Raw genomic sequence first — 19,255 nt, forward strand, 5'->3', positions numbered from 1 at the left:
TCAGTTTCCGCCTGCCGCCGGCAACTCCACTTGACCCGCTTGTTGCCCCGCTTCTGACTGCGGCGTATCGCCCCCCTTCTGCTGCTGAAGCGCCCACATCTGCGCATAGTGTCCGCCCGCGCGCAGCAACTCCGCATGCGTGCCGCGCTCGACGATGCGCCCGTGATCCATCACGATGATCTGCTGCGCGTGCACGACGGTCGAGAGCCGGTGCGCGATCACGAGTGTCGTGCGTTCGCGCGCGATCTGGTCGAGCTCGTGCTGGATCGCCCGCTCCGAGCGCGAATCGAGCGCCGACGTCGCCTCGTCGAACAGCAGAATCGGCGGATTCTTGAGCAGCGTTCGCGCGATCGCCACGCGCTGTTTCTCGCCGCCCGAAAGCTTGAGGCCGCGCTCGCCCACGGGCGTGTCGTAACCCTTGGGCAAGCTTTCGATGAACGCGTGTATGTGCGCCGCGCGCGCCGCCGCGATCACTTCCTCGCGGCTCGCCGTCGGGCGGCCATAGGCGATGTTGTAGTAGATCGAATCGTTGAACAGCACCGTGTCCTGCGGCACGATGCCGATCGATGCACGCAGCGAATCCTGCGTGACGTCGCGGATATCCTGGCCGTCAATGGTGATCGCGCCGCCGCTAGTACGGTCGAGATCGTAGAAGCGGAACAAGAGCCGCGCGAGCGTGGACTTGCCCGAGCCGCTATGCCCGACTACGGCCGTGGTCGTGCCGGCCGCAATCGTGAAGCTCAGATCGTGCAGAATCTGCCGCGACGGCTCGTACGCGAAATTCACATGCGAAAAGCGCACCTCGCCGCCGCGCACGGCAAGCGCCTGCGCGCCGGGCACGTCGGCCACTTCGCGCTCGACGGTGAGCAGCGTGAACATGCGGTCCATGTCGGTGAGGCTTTGCTTGAGCTCGCGATACACCACGCCGAGGAAATTCAGCGGAATGTAGAGCTGCAGCATGAACGTGTTGATGAGCACGAGGTCGCCGAGCGTGAGCCGCCCCGCCATCACGCCTTGCGTCGCACGCCAGAGAATGAACACGAGCCCCGTGCCGATAATCGCCTGCTGCCCGAAGTTGAGCGCGGAAAGCGAGTGCTGCGATTTGATCGCGGCCTTGCGGTAGCGGTGCAGGTTTTCGTCGTAGCGCTTCGTCTCCCACTCTTCGTTGCCGAAGTACTTCACGGTCTCGTAGTTGATGAGCGAATCGATCGCACGCGCGTTGGCGCGCGAATCGAGCTCGTTCATCGTGCGGCGATAGTGCGTGCGCCACTCGGTCACCTTCACCGTGAACACGATGTACGCAACGAGCGCAATGAGCGTGACGATCGCGTAGTACGCCTCGTACTTCACGACGAAGAAGCCGAGCACGAGCCCCACTTCCACGAGCGTCGGCAGGATGCTGTAGAGCGAGTAGGAAATGAGCTGCGTGATGCCGCGCGTGCCGCGCTCGATATCGCGCGACATGCCGCCGGTTTGCCGCTCGAGATGAAAGCGCAGCGAGAGCGCGTGCAGATGGCGGAACACCTTGAGCGCGAGCTGGCGCACGGCGCTCTCGGTCACTTTCGAAAAAAGGATTTCGCGCAGCTCAGTGAAGAGCGAGGTCGAGAGGCGCACTATGGCGTAAGCCACCACGAGCAGCCCGATGCCGCCCGCGAGCACGATGCCCGGCGCATGTTCCGCGCGACCGAGCGCGGTGAGATGGCGCACGGAAGAAAGACCATCGACGATGTGCTTCATCACGATCGGCACGCCGAGGTTGGCCACCTTGGCGCCGATCAGGCAGGTGAGCGCGAACCCCACACGCCATTTGTAGGCGGTGAGGTAAGGCAGCAGCGAAACGATCGTCTGCCAGTCGTTGCGCGGCCCGGTGGCGGGCAGCGCGGGTTCGTTGGAAGCGGGAAAGCGGCGCATGGGGCAAGCAGCGAGAAGCGTGCTGAAGGCGGCGCACGTAGGCCGGTTCAGGAACCGGAACCTGGCGCGGCGCAAGCGGCACGGCGAGTCTTGTGGGGTAGTCGGCGACGGGTTTCGCAAAGGTGGCGGGCTCTAATCGACCCGGCCCGCCGCACCTGATGCTTTCCCGTACAATTCCTGATCAACGTATTGTCGCAGAAGGCGGCACGCGCCGCTGAGCGCGCCATGCCCGCGCCGCAGCGCCGTGCGCCGTTCGATCCCTTTTCATGGATGCCCGATGACCGATTCCTTCCCGCTCCCCCAAAAATCGCCCGCGCTGCGCGTCGTGCCGCAACCCTCGGACGCCAACGTTCACGGTGACGTCTTCGGCGGCTGGATCATGGCGCAGGTCGACATTGCCGGTTCGATTCCGGCGAGCCGCCGCGCGAATGGGCGCGTCGCGACCGTCGCGGTGAACTCGTTCGTGTTCAAGCAACCGGTGTTCGTGGGCGACCTGCTGAGTTTCTACGCCGACATCGTCAAGACCGGCAACACCTCGGTCACCGTCGAGGTCGAGGTGTACGCGCAGCGCATGCGCCTTCAGGAAGAAGTCGTGAAGGTGACGGAAGCCACGCTCACCTATGTCGCGACCGGCACGGACCGCCGCCCGCGCCAGCTGCCGCCGATCGAATAAGCCCAAAGCGAACGCCCGGCCGCTGCGCCGGGCTCAATCCGTCCACGCAAGCCCGGGCGCTTCCTCGTACGTTGCGCTCGCGCGCAACAGCGCCGCGGCCTCGTCGCCGGGTAGCGGCGGCGCGAAGAAGTAGCCCTGCAGCTCGTCGCACGCGCGATCGCGCAAGAATGCGAATTGCGCCGACGTCTCCACCCCTTCCGCGATCACCTGTAACTGCAGCTCGTGCGCCAGCGCGATGATGGCCGCCGTGATCGTTTCGTCGTCGCCGCTCGTGCCGATGTCGGCCACGAACGAACGGTCGATCTTGAGCCGGTCCACCGGCAAACGCTTCAGGTAGCTCAGGCTCGAATAGCCCGTGCCGAAGTCGTCGATGGCAATGCCGATGCCGAGCGCGTGTAGTTCGTTCAACATCGACACGGCTTCTTCGGCATTGCGCATGAGCGTGCTCTCGGTCAGCTCGATTTCGAGCCAGCAGGCTTCCAGCCCGGTTTCCTGCAGCACGTCCTTCACGAGCTGCGCGATGTCGCGCTGGTGGAATGTCTTCGCCGAGAAGTTCACGGAAACGCGCACGGGCGGCAGCCCGGCGAGTTGCCACGCCCGGTTCTGGCGGCACGCCTCGCGTAGCACCCAGTCGGAGAGCGGACCGATCAGACCGCTTTCCTCCGCCACGGGAATGAACTGCGCAGGCGACACCAGCCCAACCTCCGGGTCGCGCCAGCGCACGAGCGCTTCCATGCCGACGATGCGCCCGCCCTCGATCTCCACCTGCGGCTGGTAGTGCAGCAGGAACTCGCTGTCGCGCAGCGCGCGGCGCAGGCGCCGTTCGAGATTCAGGCGCGCGCCCACATTCGCGTTCATCTCCGGCTGGAAGAACTGGAACGTGTTGCGGCCCATGTCCTTCGCGCGGTACATCGCGACGTCGGCCTTCTTCATGAGCGTTTCGGCGTCGTTGCCGTCCTGCGGGAAGACGCTCGCGCCCATGCTGCAGCCCACATACAGCTCGGTGCCGTCGATCCACACCGGCTCCGAGATCAGCGCGCGCGCCCGCTCCATCCAGCCGATCAGCGACTTCTCGTCGATGGTCTCGGTGAGCACGATCACGAACTCGTCGCCGCCGTGGCGCGCGACCGTGTCGGTCGTGCGCGTGCAACGCTGAAGCCGTTCGGCCACCACCCCGAGCAAACGGTCGCCCACGCTGTGGCCAAGGCTGTCGTTGACGTTCTTGAACCCGTCGAGGTCGATGAACACCACGGCCACGCCCGTCTCGTGCCGCTGCGCCGCGAGCAGCGCATGCTGAAGCCGGTCGCGCAGCAGGTTGCGGTTGGGCAGCAGCGTGAGGCTGTCGTAGTTCGCCTGGTACTCGAGTTGCTCCTGATAGCGGATCAGCTCGGTCACGTCGTTGATGATGCCGATGTGATGCGTGATGCGGCCATCGAGATCGGGCACCGGCGCGATTAGCAGCTGGTTCCAGAAGAGCGCGCCATCCTTGCGGTAGTTGCGCAGTACGGCGCTCACTTCGCGGTTGGACAACAGCGCCTTGCGCACCGCGATGAGGCCGTCCTGATCGCGGTCGTCGCGTTGCAGGAAACGGCAGTCCTGGCCGATCACCTCGGCCGGCTCGAAGCCCGTGATGCGGCGAAACGCAGGATTCGCGTATTCGATCAGATTGCTGCCGCCCGGACCCGGCGCGGTGATGAGAATGGCGTTGACGCACGCGTCGAGCGCACGGCTTTGCAGGCGCAGCGCGAGGTCGGCGCGCTTGCTTTCCGTGGTGTCCGAGTACGAGCCGAGCACGCCGATCACGCGGCCGTCGCCGTCGAGCAGCGGCAGCTTGCTCGTGAGCGTCGTACGGTGCAGGCCGTCGATCGTGTGGTCGTCCTCGAAGTTGATGCGCGGCAGGCCCGACTCGATCACCTCGCGATCCTGTCCGCGCATGTCGTCGGCGTAGGCGCGCCATGGCAGGTCGTCGTCGGACTTGCCGATGATCTGCTCGGGGTACGACAGGCCCGCGTCGCGCGCGAAGGTCATGTTGCAGCCGAGATAGCGCGATTGCGCGTCCTTCCAGAAGATGCGCTGCGGGATGTTGTCGATCACCGACTCGAGCATCTGGTTCGAGCGCTGCGCCTCCGCCTCGGCCTTGATCTGCTCGGTGACGTCGTCGGCGAGCACGAACACGGCGTCGCGACCGAGGAAGGTGAGCGAGTGATGCGAGATGTCGGCGCTGATGATCGAGCCGTCGCGGCGGCGATGGTGCCAGATGCCGGCCATCATGCGCACGTTCTGCGTGAGCATGTCCGAGCGCGTGAGATGTTGCTCGAGGCGCGAAACGTCCTCGGCGGGACGGATGTCGCGGATCGTCATCGCGAGGAACTCTTCCTCGCTGTAGCCGTACTGCTGGATCGCGGCGCTATTCACGGCGAGAAAGCGCAGCGTCTCGCGGTCGAACACGTACATCGGCACCGGATGCGCGTCGAAGAGCCCCTGAAACCGCTCGCTGCGCAGGCGCATGCCGCTCACGGCGCGCAGCTTCTCGCGCGCGGCGCTTTCGCGCGCGCCGAACGTGTAGATGAGCAGCGTCGCGCCCGCGAGCATCGTCACGATCAGCAGCAACAGGGCGCGGCCGCCCGAGCGCGCCGAGTCGGCGAGCGCGGCGGCGAGCGCCAGATCCTCCGCGCGCTGCAGCGCCGCGAGCTTGGCGTCGAGCTGGTCGACGAGGTTGTCGATGCGGATGTATTCGCTGGCAAGCCACGCGGCCGTGGCGGGCGACGGTGTCTCGCCGCCGGTTGTGGGCACGGCGGCGGGCAAAGGCGTTGCCGCACCGGGCAACGCGGCGGTCGACGTGATGGGATTTTGGGCGCTGTTTCCGGCGACATTTACCGCGCCGTTCGCACCGAGCGCGGCCACCGCGAGGGTATCGAGCGTCACCGCGCTCGCCGCCACCTCCGACGCGGCGTGCAGCGGCAAGATCGTGCCGGTCACGACATGGCCGGCCATGCGCGCGTCTGCGGCGCTGCCAGGCTGGATCGCCTTCGCGGCGGCAGCGTTGTGTGCGAGCGCCTCGCGCGATCCCCAAGGCGCTGCGGGCGAGCGTGCGGCATCGGCGGGCATTGCCGTACCGAATTCCTCGTTGGCCGCGCCGTCAGCCAGTACTGCCGGTGTTGCCGCGGGCGTGCTCGCCCCCGCCGCCACGGCAATCTGCCCGCGTTCGTCGGCAACGCGCTGCTCGGCGCGCGCAAGCGTGACGTCGATCTCCCCCGCGATGGCGGTGGCCTGTTCCGCCATCGCATCGAAACGGGCTGCGAGGTCGGCATTGCCGGCCAGTTCCGCGCGCAGCGCGCGGCCAGTTTCGTCGAGCATCGCAACGCGCGCCTCGTGCGCGGCCGCCGCCTCCGGCTGGCCCTGCACTGCGAACCGGCCCAACGCGCTCACGCCGCTGCCGAGTGCATCGCGATAGCGGTCGAGGTCGTGACGGATCGTCGCGGCCTGGCTCGCGCGCAGGTCGATCTGGCGCTGACCGTCGATCTGCGTCCACGCGACAAAAGCGTTCGCGCCTACGGCCGCCGCAACGACGGCCAGATTGATGAGTTGGCGCTTCGAAAAGAAGGTTCATGAATGCCGAGCGTCGTTCGCGCCCGCGCCGTAAGCGCGGGATGATGGGTCACGACTGCGCGCGACCGGTCGGCGCCTGACGCGCCAACCCGAAATAACGGCACGGCCGGCCGTCTCTTGAGGGTAAATGGGGAGAAAGCGGCGGAAAAAGACGCACGGCGGCGCGCGAGGCAGCCGCCGTTAGCGGGAACGGGGTAGGGATCGGTTAGCCGTTGGCGAGGCGGCGGCTACGAAGCGGAGCGCGCGAGATCGGCGCGAATCAGCGGCTGAACATCACCGCGGCACCGCCAGCCCGAACTCGCGCATCGCCGGCGCGAAGTCGTGATTGCTCTCGGGTTTGCGCGCGAGCTTCGCAAGCACGTAACGCTGGAACGGGTCGAGCTGCGCCCAGTCTTCGAGGCCGGGCGACTGCAGGCTGGCAAGCTCGGACTGGAGCGCAATGCCGCCCGGCACCGCGTTCACGTCGCGCCAGGCCGGCGCCTCTTCGGGCGCGAACCATTCCGGCTCGACGTTCGCATGCGTGCGCATCATCTCGAAGAGCGCGTGGTCGAAATTGGGCTCGATCTGCGTGTCTTCATCGACGGGAAAACACGCCAGCAGCCGGCGGTCTTCGTAGGGCAGCAACTGCCATTGCGCGAGAGAGATGCGCAGACCAAAGCGATCCAGGTTGAAGCGCACGCACATCGGGATATAGGTGAGGTTTTCGGACGACTCGACCTCGAACCGGAAAAGCAGCGGAGCTTCGTTCAATGCCATGACGGTATCCTCGCGAGGCGGGCAAAGGCGCAGACAAGCGCTGGCAGCCCGCTTGAGGTATTTTAGAACCTTCCGCGCGCGGCGCGGCCCCGCTGTCCACCGGCGGCGCTGCGGTGGCGCGCCGCACAAGGACTGATGGAGCTTTGCGCTTGACAACCCCAACCCCCACGCAGATCGCTGCGACGAATCCCCTGGAAACCGAAGGCCAGCCCGGCGCCATCGCGTTGCGCGTGCACCGGCACCGTGGCGGCACGGTAGAAACGCGTGAGGACCACGTGGGTCAGGAATGGCCCGTCGCGCTCGTCTTCAACGGCATTTCCCACGCGGTCATGATGTGCACGCCGCGCGACCTCGAAGCGTTCGCCGTGGGCTTCGCGATCTCCGAAGGCATTGTCGGGCGCAACGCCGACATTCAGGACATCGAGGTGTACTGGCACGACGAAGCGGATCTTCCCCACGCCGAAGTCCACTTGACGGTGGTGCAGCAGGCGTTCGTCGAGCTCAAGGAAAAGCGCCGCGCGCTCGCCGGGCGCAGCGGCTGCGGCGTGTGCGGCATCGAGAGCATCGACCTGCTCGATCTCGAGCCCGAACAGGTGCCCGACACCGGCTTCGTCGCGCGCCTGGCACCGGACGCCATCGCGCGCGCCGCCCGCGAATTGCCGCAGCACCAGGCGCTCACGAAGCTCACGGGCGGGCTGCACGCGGCCGCGTGGTGCGACGAAAATGGCGCGATCCTGCGCGCCTTCGAGGACGTGGGCCGCCATAACGCGCTCGACAAGCTCATCGGCCAACTCGTGATGGAGCGCGCCGACACGCAGCAGGGCTTCGTCTTCCTCTCCAGCCGCGCGAGCTACGAACTGGTGCGCAAGGCCGCGCGCGTGGGCATTCCGATGGTCGCGACGATCTCGGCGCCCTCCTCGCTTGCGATCGCCATCGCAAAGCGCGCCGGACTGCGACTCGTGAGTTTTTGCCGCGAGTCCGGGTATGTCGATTACGAAACGGCCTGAGTTTGCGCGAGCGGCTTAGTCGAACTGCCGGAAATCCGGCTTGCGCTTTTCGAGGAAAGCCGTGAACGCCTCGCGCGCTTCGGGCGCGAGCAGCATCTTGCCGAAGTGCACGAACTCTTCGCTCATGCGCGTCTTGACCTCGTGGTCGCTCGCACGCTTCATGAGCGACTTCGTCACGCGCAGCGACGACGCGGGCAACGCCACGAGTTTCGCCATTTGCGCGGCAACGAACGCGTCGAGTTCGGCGGCAGGCAGCACACGGTTCACGAACCCCATGCGATGCGCTTCGGCCGCGTCGAAGGTCTCGCCGAGCAGCAGCTTTTCCGCCGCGCCCTGATAGCCCGCAATGCGCGGCAGCAAGAGCGACGAAGCCGCTTCGGGGCACAGCCCCAGTTGCGTGAACGGCACGGCGAAGCGCGCGTTGTCGGCGGCGTAGACGATGTCGCAATGCAGCAGCAGCGTCGTGCCGACACCGATCGCCGGCCCCTTCACCGTCGCGACGACCGGCTTCTCGCAAGTCGAGATGGCGTCGAGAAAGCGGATCACGGGGGAATCGGCGCCGGCGGGCGGGCTCTTCAGAAAGTCTTCGATGTCGTTGCCGGCCGTGAAGATCTCTGCGTGGCCGCCAATCAGCACCGCGCGCACCGAGGCATCCTCGTTCGCGCCGTTGAGCGCGTCGGCCATCACCTGATACATCGCGGGCGTGAGCGCATTCTTGCGCGCGGGCCGGTCGATGGTGATCGTGAGCACGCCGTTTTCGCGTGCTACCAGGATTTCGTTGCTCATACGAATGTCTCCTCTGTCGACCGGCGTTGGCGCTTCAGCGCTGACTCCGGTCGCACCTGGGTCTGATACGAAAAACGGTCCGCAAACCGTGAAGTCTGCGAACCGTGTCGATAACGCCTGAGCGCCAGTGCTTACAGCCGCTCGATGATGCCCGCCGCACCCATGCCGGTGCCGACGCACATCGTCACCATGCCGTACTTGTAGTTGCGGCGGCGCAGGCCGTGCACGACCGTCGAGGCGCGGATCGCGCCCGTCGCGCCGAGCGGGTGGCCCAGCGCAATCGCGCCGCCGAGCGGATTGATCTTCGAAGGATCGAGGCCGAGGTCCTGGATCACCGCCAGCGACTGCGCGGCAAACGCTTCGTTCAGCTCGATCCAGTCGAGATCGTCCTGCTTCAGACCCGCGGCCTTCAGCGCCGCCGGAATCGCTTCCTTCGGACCGATGCCCATGATCTCCGGCGGCACGCCGCGCACCGCGAAGCTCACGAAGCGCGCAAGCGGCGTGAGGTTGAACTGCTTGAGGATCTTCTCGGAGACGACGATCAGCGCGCCTGCGCCGTCCGAAGTCTGCGAGCTGTTGCCGGCCGTGACCGAGCCCTTGTTCGCGAACACCGCGCGCAGCTTCGCGAGACCTTCGAGCGTCGTATCAGCACGCGGGCCTTCGTCGAGCTCGATCAAACGCTCCTTCACCTTCACTTCGCCCGAAGCGAGATCCGGGAAGCGCTCGACGATCGTGTACGGCGCGACCTCGTCCTTGAACTCGCCCGCCTGTTGCGCGGCGAGCGCGCGGCGATGCGATTCGACCGAGAACGCGTCCTGCGCCTCGCGGCTCACCTTCCAGCGCTCCGCCACTTTCTCGGCGGTGAGGCCCATGCCGTAAGCAATGCCAACGTCCTCATTGCGATCGAAGATATGCGGCGAGAGCGACGGCTTGTTGCCCATCATCGGCACCATGCTCATCGACTCGCAGCCGCCCGCGATCATCGCGTCGGATTCGCCCACGCGGATGCGGTCGGCGGCCATGGCGAGCGCCGTGAGACCCGACGCGCAGAAGCGATTGACGGTCACGCCGCCCACGCTCTGCGGCAGCCCCGCGAGCAGCGCGCCGATACGCGCCACGTTCAGGCCTTGTTCGGCTTCCGGAATCGCGCAACCGACAATAGCGTCTTCGATCACGCTCGTGTCGAGCCCGGGCACCTGCGCCACGGCCGACTTGATCGCGTGCACGAGCAGCTCGTCCGGGCGGGTGTTCTTGAACACGCCGCGCGGCGCCTTGCCGATGGGAGTGCGGCTCGCGGCGACGATGTAGGCGTCCTGCAACTGTTTGCTCATCTCTTACTCCAGTATCTGGTGTGCGTCGTGCCGCTTAGTTGCGCACCGGCTTGCCGGTTTGCAGCATGCCCATGATGCGTTCCTGCGTCTTCTGCGTGCCGAGCAGGTCGACGAAGGCACGGCGCTCGAGCTTGAGCAGCCATTCCTCGTCGACGAGGCTGCCCGCCTCGACGTCGCCGCCGCACACCGCTTCCGCGATGCGGCTCGCGATCAGGAAGTCGTGATCGCTGATGAAGCGGCCATCGCGCATGTTCACGAGCGACGCCTTGATGGTCGAGATCGCCGAACGGCCCGCCACCGGAATCTGCGTCGCGCGCAGCGGCGCACGGTAGCCCGCCGCGCTCAGTGCGCGCGCTTCCTTCTTCGCCGTGTCGAGCAGTTCGAACACGTTGAAGACGATGGTGTCCGAAGGCTTGAGATAGCCCATGGCGCGCGCTTCGTGCGCCGAGGCCGAGACTTTCGCCATCGCCGCGTTTTCGAACGACTTCTGCAGGAAACGGAGCAGATCGCTCGGCACCGCGCCAATCGCCTGCGCACCTTCGGCCGCGCGAATCGCCGCTTCCTTCAGGCCGCCGCCAGCGGGCACGAGGCCCACGCCCACTTCCACGAGGCCGACATAGCTCTCGATGTGCGCCACACGCTTCGCGCTTTGCAGCATGATTTCGCAGCCGCCGCCGAGCGCGATGCCCGACACCGCCGTGATGACCGGCACGTTCGCGTACTTCACGCGCAGCATCGTGTCCTGGAACTTCTTCACGAACGGCTCGATGCCCTTCGCACCACCCATCATGAACGCGGGCATCGCCTCTTCGAGGTTCGCGCCAGCCGAGAACGGGCCGCCCGGCGCGCCGAGCTTCAGCGACGTCGGTTGCCAGATCACGAGGCCCTTGTAGCCGTCTTCGGCGATGTCGATGGCCTTCACGAGCGAGTCGAGCAGGCCCGGGCCCATCGTGTTCATCTTGCTCTTGTACGAGACGATGACGACGTCGTCCTCGCCCGCGCGATCGTCCACCCAGGCGCGCAGATTTTCGTTCTCGAACAGCGTCTTGCCGTAAGTCTTCGGATCGCGTGCGCCGGTTTCACCGAACAGCGCCGCACGGAACACCTGACGCTCATACACCGGCAGATTCGAGCGCGGCACGAAGCGCGCTTCGGCGGGCGACCACGAGCCGTCCGCGCCATGCACGCCGCCGTTCGCGGCGACCGGACCTTCGAACACCCAGGCGGGCAGCGGCGCATTCGACAGCGCCTTGCCGGCGTCGATGTCTTCCTTGACCCACTCGGCCACCTGCTTCCAGCCCGCGGCCTGCCAGCCTTCGAACGGGCCTTCGTTCCAGCCGAAGCCCCAGCGGATCGCGAGATCGACGTCGCGCGCGTTGTCCGCGATCGACTGCAAATGCACGCCGATGTAGTGGAACACGTCGCGGAAAATCGACCACAGGAACTGCGCCTGCGGGTGCTGCGTTTCGCGCAGCAGCTTCAGGCGCTCGGCGGGTGGGCGCTTGAGGATGCGGCCCACCAGTTCGTCGGCCTTGCCGCCACCGTCGACGTACTCGCCCGTGTTCGCGTCGAGCACCTTGATGGTCTTGCCTTCCTTGCGATAGAAGCCGCCGCCCGTCTTCTGGCCGAGCGCGCCCTTCGCCACGAGACCCGCGAGCACCGCCGGCGTTTCGTAGACCGGGAAGAACGGATCGTCCTTCAGGTTGTCCTGCATCGTCTTGATGACGTGCGCCATCGTGTCGAGACCGACAACATCGGCCGTGCGGAACGTCGCCGACTTCGCGCGGCCAAGGCGCGAACCCGTGAGGTCATCGACTTCATCGAAACGCAGTCCGAACTTCTTCGCCTCGGCGATCACCGCGAGGATCGAGAACACGCCCACGCGGTTCGCGATGAAGTTTGGCGTGTCCTTCGCGCGCACGACGCCCTTGCCCACCACGCTCGTCAGGAACGATTCGAGCTGGTCGAGAATTTCGGGCTTCGTTTGCGCCGTCGGGATCAGCTCGACGAGGTGCATGTAGCGCGGCGGGTTGAAGAAGTGCACGCCGCAAAAGCGCGCCTTCAACGCATCGTCGAAGCCATGCGAGAGCTCGGTGATGGAAAGGCCCGAGGTGTTGGTCGCGAAGATCGCGTTCGGGGCGATGTGCGGCGCGACCTTCTTGTAGAGGTCGTGCTTCCAGTCCATGCGCTCGGCGATCGCTTCGATCACCACGTCGCATTCCGCGAGCTTGGCGATGTCGTCTTCGTAGTTCGCGGGCGTGATGTATTGCGCGTCGTCCTTCACGCCGAACGGCGCGGGCGAGAGCTTCTTGAGCGTCTCGATTGCCTTGAGCGCGATGGCGTTCTTCGGGCCTTCCTTCGCGGGCAAATCGAACAGCAGCACGGGCACGCGGGCGTTGATCAGGTGCGCGGCGATCTGCGCGCCCATCACGCCGGCGCCGAGCACGGCCACCTTGCGGATATTGAGGTTGCTCACGTTGTTCCTCCAGCGGGTATGCAATGTCGAGCGGATTGAGGTGTGAGGGCGGTGTGCCTCAAGGGGCGCCGCCTCTGGACATCGTGTTGACCGGGCGCGCCCTCGAAAGGCGCGCGCCCGTTGGCTTTTAGAACAGCGCTTCGTCGACTTCCATCAGCGTCTTCGAACCCGCGCGCGCCTGGCGGATCGAGGTTGCCGTTTCGGGCAGCAGCTTCGCGAAGTAGAAACGCGCCGTGGCCAGCTTCGACTTGTAGAACGGATCGCCCGAGCTTTCCTTGTCGAGCGCGATGCGCGCCATGCGTGCCCAGAAGTATGCGAACACGAGGTGGCCCGCCGTACGCAGATACGGCACCGCAGCGGCGCCGACTTCGTCGGGGTTCTGCATCGCCTTCATGCCGATTTCCATCGTGAGCTTCTGCATCTTGTCGCCGATGTCGGCAAGCGGATTCACGAACTCCTGCATTTCCGGCTTGATGCCTTCGGCTTCGACGAATTCCGTCACGAGCTTGCCGAACTTCTTGAGCTTCGCGCCCATGTCGCCGAGCACCTTGCGGCCCAAGAGGTCAAGCGACTGGATCGTGTTCGTGCCTTCGTAGATCTGGTTGATACGCGCGTCGCGCACGTACTGCTCCATGCCCCACTCGGAAATGAAGCCGTGGCCGCCGTACACCTGCATGCCGAGGTTGGTGCTCTCGAACGCGTTGTCGGTGAGGAAGGCCTTGATGATCGGCGTGAGCAGCGCGACGAGGTCGGCGGCTTCCTTGCGCTCGGTTTCGTCGCCGTGCGAAAGCTCCTTGTCGATCTGCAGCGCGGACCAGTACGTGAAGGCGCGCGCGCCTTCGGCCCAAGCCTTCTGCGTCAGCAGCATGCGGCGCACGTCCGGGTGCACGATGATCGGGTCGGCGGCCTTTTCGGGCGCCTTCGGACCGGTCAGCGCGCGCATCTGCAGACGCTCTTTCGCGTACGTGAGCGAGTTCTGGTAAGCGACTTCGGTGAGACCGAGACCTTGCATGCCAACGCCCAGACGCGCGGCGTTCATCATCACGAACATGGCGTTCAAGCCCTTGTTCGGTTCGCCGACGAGCCAGCCCTTCGCGCCGTCGAGGTTCATCACGCAGGTCGCGTTGCCGTGAATGCCCATCTTGTGTTCGATCGAGCCGCACTTGATGCCATTGCGCTCGCCCACTTCGCCCGCGGCCGTGGGGATGAACTTCGGCACGACGAAAAGCGAGATGCCCTTGGTTCCCGGCGGCGCGTCCGGCAGGCGCGCGAGCACGAGGTGGATGATGTTCTCGGCCATGTCGTGCTCACCGCTCGAGATGAAGATCTTCGTGCCGGTGATTGCGTACGAGCCGTCGCCGTTCGGCTCGGCCTTCGTGCGCAGGATGCCGAGGTCGGTGCCGCAGTGCGGCTCGGTCAGGCACATCGTACCGGTCCACACGCCTTCGACGAGTTTCGGCAGATAAGCCTTCTGGAGTTCGGGCGTGCCGTGCGCATGCAGACACTCGTAGGCGCCATGCGAGAGACCCGGATACATGGTCCACGCCTGGTTCGCCGAGTTCAGCATTTCGTAGAGCGCGTTGTTCACGAACGCGGGCAGGCCCTGGCCGCCGTATTCGGGATCGCAGCCGAGCGCGGGCCAGCCGGCCTCGACATACTGCTTGTACGCTTCCTTGAAGCCAGTGGGCGTGGTGACCACGCCGTCGCCGGCGTAGGTGCAGCCTTCACGGTCGCCGACCTGGTTCAGCGGAAACAGCACCTCGGAGCAGAATTTGCCGGCTTCTTCGAGCACCTGGTTGATAGTGTCGGCGTCGAGGTCGGCGTGCTTCGGCATCTGCTTCACTTCGCCTTCCACGTTCAGCAGTTCGTGCAGCACGAACTGCATGTCGCGCAGCGGCGCGGTGTACTGTCCCATGTCTTCTCTCCAAAAATTCGAGCTTCGGGTCCCTCGCGCGCCGCCGCGACTTCGATGTTGCGGCTTGCGCGCTACTGGGTCTCGCTCTGATACGAAACAATCAGCTTCTCGAACGCGGCCCACGTATGCTCGACCGCGTCCGGCAGATGCAGGAAGCGGCCGTCATGATGCAGGCCGAGCGTCACGCTATACAGTTCGAAGAGCATCAGCGCGGGATCGGTCTCCTTGCGCAAATGGCCTTCTTCGATTGCCTGCGAAATGGCCCTCAGGAGCGCTGCACGCCACATCGTCACGCTCGCCACGAGCTGCTCGCGCACCTGGCTGTCCGCGCGGTCGTCGTACTCGACAGCGCCGCTGATGTAGATGCAGCCGGTAGTGACTTCGTGAATGCGCTTCTCGAACCATCGTGAGAGCATCGCACGCAGACGCGGCAAACCGCGTGGCTCGCGCAAACTCGGAAAGAAGACTTCTTCCTCGAATCGACGGTGGTACTCGCGCACCACCTCGACCTGCAGGTCTTCCCGAGACCCGAAGTGAGCGAAGACGCCACTCTTGCTCATCTGCATGCGCTCGGCGAGCAGGCCGATGGTTAGTCCTTCAAGGCCATCGCGACCTGCGAGGTCGAGTGCTGCATCCAGAATGGCGGCTCGTGTCTGTTCGCCTTTTCGCATAGCTTTCTTTACCGTAACGATGTGGCCGCGATGTCGCTGTCAACTGCTCATTAACTGCTTACATCTGAGCCTGAATTAAATCGAACGGCCGTACTATTGTTGAGGACAGCCGTCCGCGAAACAAGGACTTTATTAGAAACCGATTTCTAACCGGTACTCTAATTTTGGGGGTTCGTGCGCCGCGCACAAGCCGACATTCTCTCGATTGCACGTGCGCGGATTCGTATGGCAGGCGCGGCTGTCTCGTTCTAGTCGTAGCCGCCCACGGTAATGAGCTTCATGAGCGCGCGATAGAACGCCCAGGCGAGCCAGTTCACGGCGCGCACATGCCACGGCCGGGCCTCATAGAGTGCGCGGTCGATCTGCGCGGCATCGCCGAATGCCGCGAGAATCTCGCCGCGCAGCTGCTCGATCTGGGGATGCTGCACGAGCAATACATTGGCCTCGTTGTTGAGCACGAGGCTGAGCGCATCGAGGTTCGAGGAACCCACGGTGCCCCAGCTCGAATCGACGACGGCCACCTTGCCGTGAAGCATCGTCTTCTCGTACTCCGCAATCTGCACGCCCGCGCTGAGCAGCTGGTGATAGAGGAACGGCACCCCGTAATCGAGCACCTTGAATTCCTTTCGTCCGACCAAAAGCTTGACGGCCACGCCGCGTTCCGCCGCGCTCACGAGCGCGCGCCGCAACCGCCGGCCCGGCATGAAATACGGGTTGGCGAGCAGCACTTCCTTGCGCGCCTCGCCGATAGCGTCGAGATAAGCCTTTTCGATGGCGCGCCGATTGACCACGTTGTCGCGCGCGACAAACGCCACGCAAGGCACCTGCGCCGCGCGCGGATCGCGCACGCTCGCGCGCAGACGCTCGCGCAGGCGCGTGAAGAAGCGCTTCGCCCGAGGCGAGTCCACGGTGGGCGCGAGCGCGCGCAGCGCGTCGTCGACGATCTGCGTGGGGCGCCCGACCGTGTGGCCGGTGGGGTGCGGCGACATGAAGCCCGCGCTCGCGGGCACACCGGGCGAAATCTGCTGCGGCAGCGGCGGCCGGTAGCCGAGCCGGATGCGGCGCCACTGCTGCTCGATCGCAAGGCGCACGTCCACGACGACGGGGCCGTGCAGTTCGACGGCGAAATCCCAGCGCGAATACGGCAGCCTGTGGCCGTCCTGCTCGAAATCGTCGATCACGTTGATGCCGCCGCAATACGCGAACTGGTCGTCGATCACACAAAGCTTGCGGTGCGTGCGCGAAAAACCGAAGCGCCCGAAGATATGCGGGTTGTAGACGCGATGCTCCACGCCGACGCCCGGCCAGGTGTCGAAGAGCGCGATGCGCGGCGAGCCGATGCCGTCGGTGATGACGCGCACGCGCACGCCGCGCGCAGCCGCGCGCATGAGCGCATCGGAGAGCGCGCGGCCGATGTCGTCGTCGCAGAAGATGTAGGTTTCGAGTGCAACGTCGCGCTCGGCGGCGTCGATGCGTTCGATCATCGCGCCAAATAGTTCGGCGCTCGAGCCGAACAGGCGCACGTCATTGCCGCTCGTGAAGCGATAGCGCGAACGATAGCGCCGGCCAAGCAGCGCTTCGCGCAGCCTCACCACGCGCTGCGATTCAATGCCAGGATCGGTACTGGTCTCGCTCATGTTCGGCTCACCGGCGTCCCTCACGTCCTTCATGCAGCCGCTCAGGCAGTTGCAGAATGGCCTCGCGATTCGACCAGGAGAAGCACTTCGCCGCCGCCTGCTCGTAAGGCAGCCACACATGAGCCGTATGCTCGCGCGGCGCGAGCGTGACAACTGTGCCCGCGGGCACTTCCAGACTGAACCAGTGCTCGGTGTTGCGCGTGACGCCCGGCGCATAGCGATGGCGCCACACGGGATAGATTTCGTACTCGATCTCGTGACGCCAGTCGAGCAGCGCCGAGTGCGGAACGCCCGCCGCGCCGACCGCAATGCCCGTTTCTTCGCCCACCTCCCGCACGGCGGTTTCGGCAAACGGCTCGTCGAGCCGGTCCTTGGAACCGGTGACCGACTGCCAGAAACCGGGCCGGTCGGCGCGTTCGATGATCAGAACCTCCAGTTGCGGCGTATGGATGACGACGAGTACGGATTCCGGAATCTTCGGCGGCTTCTGCATGGCGATGGAGCGTGGGGAGGAACGCGCACTGCGCGCTTGCGGCGCGTCTAAAGGTAATTTAACGCAAAAAGCAAAAAAGGCGCACGATGCGCCTTTTTTGTTGTTGCGATGCGAAAACCCGAAGGGCCTTCGCAGCAGGGGTCTGGCGCTTACTGCGCCGCTTTCTGCTCGGGCTGACGCAGACGGATGTGCAGTTCGCGCAGCTGGCGCTCGTCCACCGGGCTCGGCGCCTGCGTGAGCAGATCCTGCGCGCGCTGCGTCTTCGGGAACGCGATCACGTCGCGGATCGAGTCGGCGCCGGCCATCATCGTGACGATGCGGTCCAGACCGAACGCGATACCACCGTGCGGCGGCGCGCCGTACTGGAGCGCGTCCAGCAGGAAGCCGAACTTCGCGCGGGCTTCTTCCGCATTGATCTTGAGCGCGCGGAACACCTTGCTCTGCACGTCTTCCTGATAAATACGCACGGAACCGCCGCCGATTTCCCAGCCGTTCAGCACCATGTCATAAGCCTTCGCGAGGCAGCGGCCCGGATCCGTTTCGAGGTATTCCAGGTGCTCGTCCTTCGGGCTCGTGAACGGGTGGTGCGCGGCCACGTAGCGGTTTTCTTCCTCGTCGTACTCGAACATCGGGAAATCGATCACCCACAGCGGCTTCCAGCCCTTCTCGACCAGGCCGTTGGTCTTGCCAAACTCCGAGTGGCCGATCTTCAGGCGCAGCGCACCCAGGCTGTCGTTCACGACCTTCGCGCGATCTGCCGCGAAGAAGATGATGTCGCCATCTTGCGCGCCGGTGCGCTCGAGGATCGCAGCGATCGACGCGTCGTGCAGGTTCTTGACGATCGGGCTTTGCAGACCGTCACGGCCCTTCGCGACTTCGTTGACCTTGATCCAGGCGAGGCCCTTCGCGCCGTAGATGCGCACGAATTCCGTGTAGCCGTCGATGTCGCCGCGCGAGAGTTCGCCGCCCTTCGGCACGCGCAGCGCCGCAACGCGGCCGTCCTTGCTGTTGGCCGGCGTGCTGAACACCTTGAATTCGACGTCCTTCACGGCGTCGGTCAGATCGGTGAATTCGAGCTTCACGCGCAGGTCCGGCTTGTCCGAACCGAAACGGCGCATGGCTTCCGAGTACGGCATGACCGGGAACTTCGCATCGAGTTCGACGCCGATCGTTTCCTTGAACACGTGACGCGCCATGTCTTCGAACAGGTCACGGATTTCCTGCTCGCCGAGGAACGACGTTTCGCAGTCGATCTGCGTGAATTCGGGCTGACGGTCGGCGCGCAGGTCTTCGTCGCGGAAGCACTTGACGATCTGGTAGTAGCGATCGAAGTTCGCCACCATCAGGAGCTGCTTGAAGAGCTGCGGCGACTGCGGCAGCGCGAAGAACTGGCCCGCGTTCACGCGCGACGGCACGAGGTAGTCGCGTGCGCCTTCCGGCGTGCTCTTCGTGAGCATCGGCGTTTCGATGTCGATGAAGCCGAGCGCGTCGAGGTACTTGCGCACGGCCATCGTCACGCGATAGCGCAGACGCAGGTTGTGCTGCATCTGCGGACGGCGCAGGTCGAGCACGCGATGCGTGAGGCGCGTGGTTTCCGAGAGATTGTCGTCGTCGAGCTGGAACGGCGGCGTGACCGACGCGTTGAGCACCACGAGTTCGTGGCACAGCACTTCGATCTTGCCGCTCGTGAGGTTGGCGTTGACCGTGCCTTCCGGACGATTGCGAACGAGACCCTTGATCTGGACGCAGAACTCGTTGCGCACGCCTTCGGCGGCCTTGAACATTTCCGCGCGATCCGGGTCGCAGACGACCTGAACGAGGCCCTCGCGGTCGCGCAGGTCGATGAAGATGACGCCGCCATGGTCGCGGCGGCGCTGCACCCATCCGCACAGCGAAACAGTTTGGCCCAGCAGCTGTTCGGTCACCAGACCGCAGTATTCAGATCTCATCGACATGATGTTCGTCTTTCGTTATGCATGAATGAACGGGA

General features: G+C 65.2%; 14 protein-coding genes. 3 read left to right on the plus strand and 11 right to left on the minus strand.

Annotated elements, in window-relative coordinates:
• On the minus strand, positions 1 to 1,911 hold the full coding sequence (locus FAZ97_RS11970) for an ABCB family ABC transporter ATP-binding protein/permease (protein WP_158758618.1): 1,911 nt from the start codon (positions 1,909 to 1,911) through the stop codon (positions 1 to 3).
• A gap of 277 nt (positions 1,912 to 2,188) precedes the next feature.
• Between FAZ97_RS11970 and FAZ97_RS11975 the strand changes: the two genes are divergently transcribed.
• Positions 2,189 to 2,584, plus strand: coding sequence for an acyl-CoA thioesterase (locus FAZ97_RS11975; RefSeq protein WP_158758619.1), 396 nt, complete (start codon positions 2,189 to 2,191; stop codon positions 2,582 to 2,584).
• Positions 2,585 to 2,617: 33 nt separating this feature from the next.
• Here FAZ97_RS11975 and FAZ97_RS11980 read toward each other — a convergent pair whose 3' ends face one another.
• Positions 2,618 to 5,941: an EAL domain-containing protein gene (locus FAZ97_RS11980; RefSeq protein WP_233271582.1), complete on the minus strand. Its 3,324-nt coding sequence runs from the start codon at positions 5,939 to 5,941 to the stop codon at positions 2,618 to 2,620.
• Between the two features lie 15 nt (positions 5,942 to 5,956).
• Between FAZ97_RS11980 and FAZ97_RS11985 the strand changes: the two genes are divergently transcribed.
• Complete coding sequence (locus FAZ97_RS11985) at positions 5,957 to 6,196, plus strand: hypothetical protein (protein WP_158758620.1); 240 nt, start codon at positions 5,957 to 5,959, stop codon at positions 6,194 to 6,196.
• Positions 6,197 to 6,466: 270 nt separating this feature from the next.
• Here the strand turns inward: FAZ97_RS11985 and FAZ97_RS11990 are convergent, their stop codons facing one another.
• Complete coding sequence (locus FAZ97_RS11990; RefSeq protein WP_158758621.1) at positions 6,467 to 6,949, minus strand: nitrate reductase associated protein; 483 nt, start codon at positions 6,947 to 6,949, stop codon at positions 6,467 to 6,469.
• A 149-nt stretch (positions 6,950 to 7,098) separates the two neighbouring features.
• Between FAZ97_RS11990 and fdhD the strand changes: the two genes are divergently transcribed.
• Positions 7,099 to 7,956, plus strand: a complete 858-nt coding sequence (fdhD, locus tag FAZ97_RS11995; RefSeq protein WP_233271583.1) for a formate dehydrogenase accessory sulfurtransferase FdhD — start codon at positions 7,099 to 7,101, stop codon at positions 7,954 to 7,956.
• Between the two features lie 15 nt (positions 7,957 to 7,971).
• Here the strand turns inward: fdhD and FAZ97_RS12000 are convergent, their stop codons facing one another.
• The 8 genes from FAZ97_RS12000 to aspS all read right to left on the minus strand — a co-directional run bounded on the left by FAZ97_RS12000 (position 7,972) and on the right by aspS (position 19,220).
• Positions 7,972 to 8,742, minus strand: a complete 771-nt coding sequence (locus tag FAZ97_RS12000; protein ID WP_158758622.1) for an enoyl-CoA hydratase — start codon at positions 8,740 to 8,742, stop codon at positions 7,972 to 7,974.
• Positions 8,743 to 8,873: 131 nt separating this feature from the next.
• Positions 8,874 to 10,073 (minus strand): acetyl-CoA C-acyltransferase, encoded by a 1,200-nt coding sequence (locus FAZ97_RS12005; RefSeq protein ID WP_158758623.1) that lies wholly within the window; start codon positions 10,071 to 10,073, stop codon positions 8,874 to 8,876.
• A gap of 34 nt (positions 10,074 to 10,107) precedes the next feature.
• Complete coding sequence (locus FAZ97_RS12010) at positions 10,108 to 12,549, minus strand: 3-hydroxyacyl-CoA dehydrogenase/enoyl-CoA hydratase family protein (protein WP_158758624.1); 2,442 nt, start codon at positions 12,547 to 12,549, stop codon at positions 10,108 to 10,110.
• A 127-nt stretch (positions 12,550 to 12,676) separates the two neighbouring features.
• Complete coding sequence (locus FAZ97_RS12015) at positions 12,677 to 14,464, minus strand: acyl-CoA dehydrogenase C-terminal domain-containing protein (protein WP_158758625.1); 1,788 nt, start codon at positions 14,462 to 14,464, stop codon at positions 12,677 to 12,679.
• 71 nt (positions 14,465 to 14,535) lie between these two features.
• A complete protein-coding gene (locus tag FAZ97_RS12020) occupies positions 14,536 to 15,135 on the minus strand; it encodes a TetR/AcrR family transcriptional regulator (protein ID WP_158758626.1) in 600 nt (199 codons plus the stop codon).
• A gap of 248 nt (positions 15,136 to 15,383) precedes the next feature.
• Complete coding sequence (locus tag FAZ97_RS12025; RefSeq protein ID WP_158758627.1) at positions 15,384 to 16,772, minus strand: phospholipase D-like domain-containing protein; 1,389 nt, start codon at positions 16,770 to 16,772, stop codon at positions 15,384 to 15,386.
• Between the two features lie 7 nt (positions 16,773 to 16,779).
• Positions 16,780 to 17,265 (minus strand): dihydroneopterin triphosphate diphosphatase, encoded by a 486-nt coding sequence (gene nudB / locus FAZ97_RS12030; protein WP_158758628.1) that lies wholly within the window; start codon positions 17,263 to 17,265, stop codon positions 16,780 to 16,782.
• A gap of 149 nt (positions 17,266 to 17,414) precedes the next feature.
• Positions 17,415 to 19,220 carry an aspartate--tRNA ligase gene (aspS, locus tag FAZ97_RS12035; RefSeq protein ID WP_158758629.1) on the minus strand — a complete coding sequence of 602 codons (1,806 nt, stop codon included), beginning with the start codon at positions 19,218 to 19,220 and terminating at the stop codon, positions 17,415 to 17,417.
• Positions 19,221 to 19,255 lie beyond the last annotated feature (35 nt).

Source organism: Paraburkholderia acidiphila, from assembly GCF_009789655.1.
Lineage (GTDB): Bacteria > Pseudomonadota > Gammaproteobacteria > Burkholderiales > Burkholderiaceae > Paraburkholderia > Paraburkholderia acidiphila.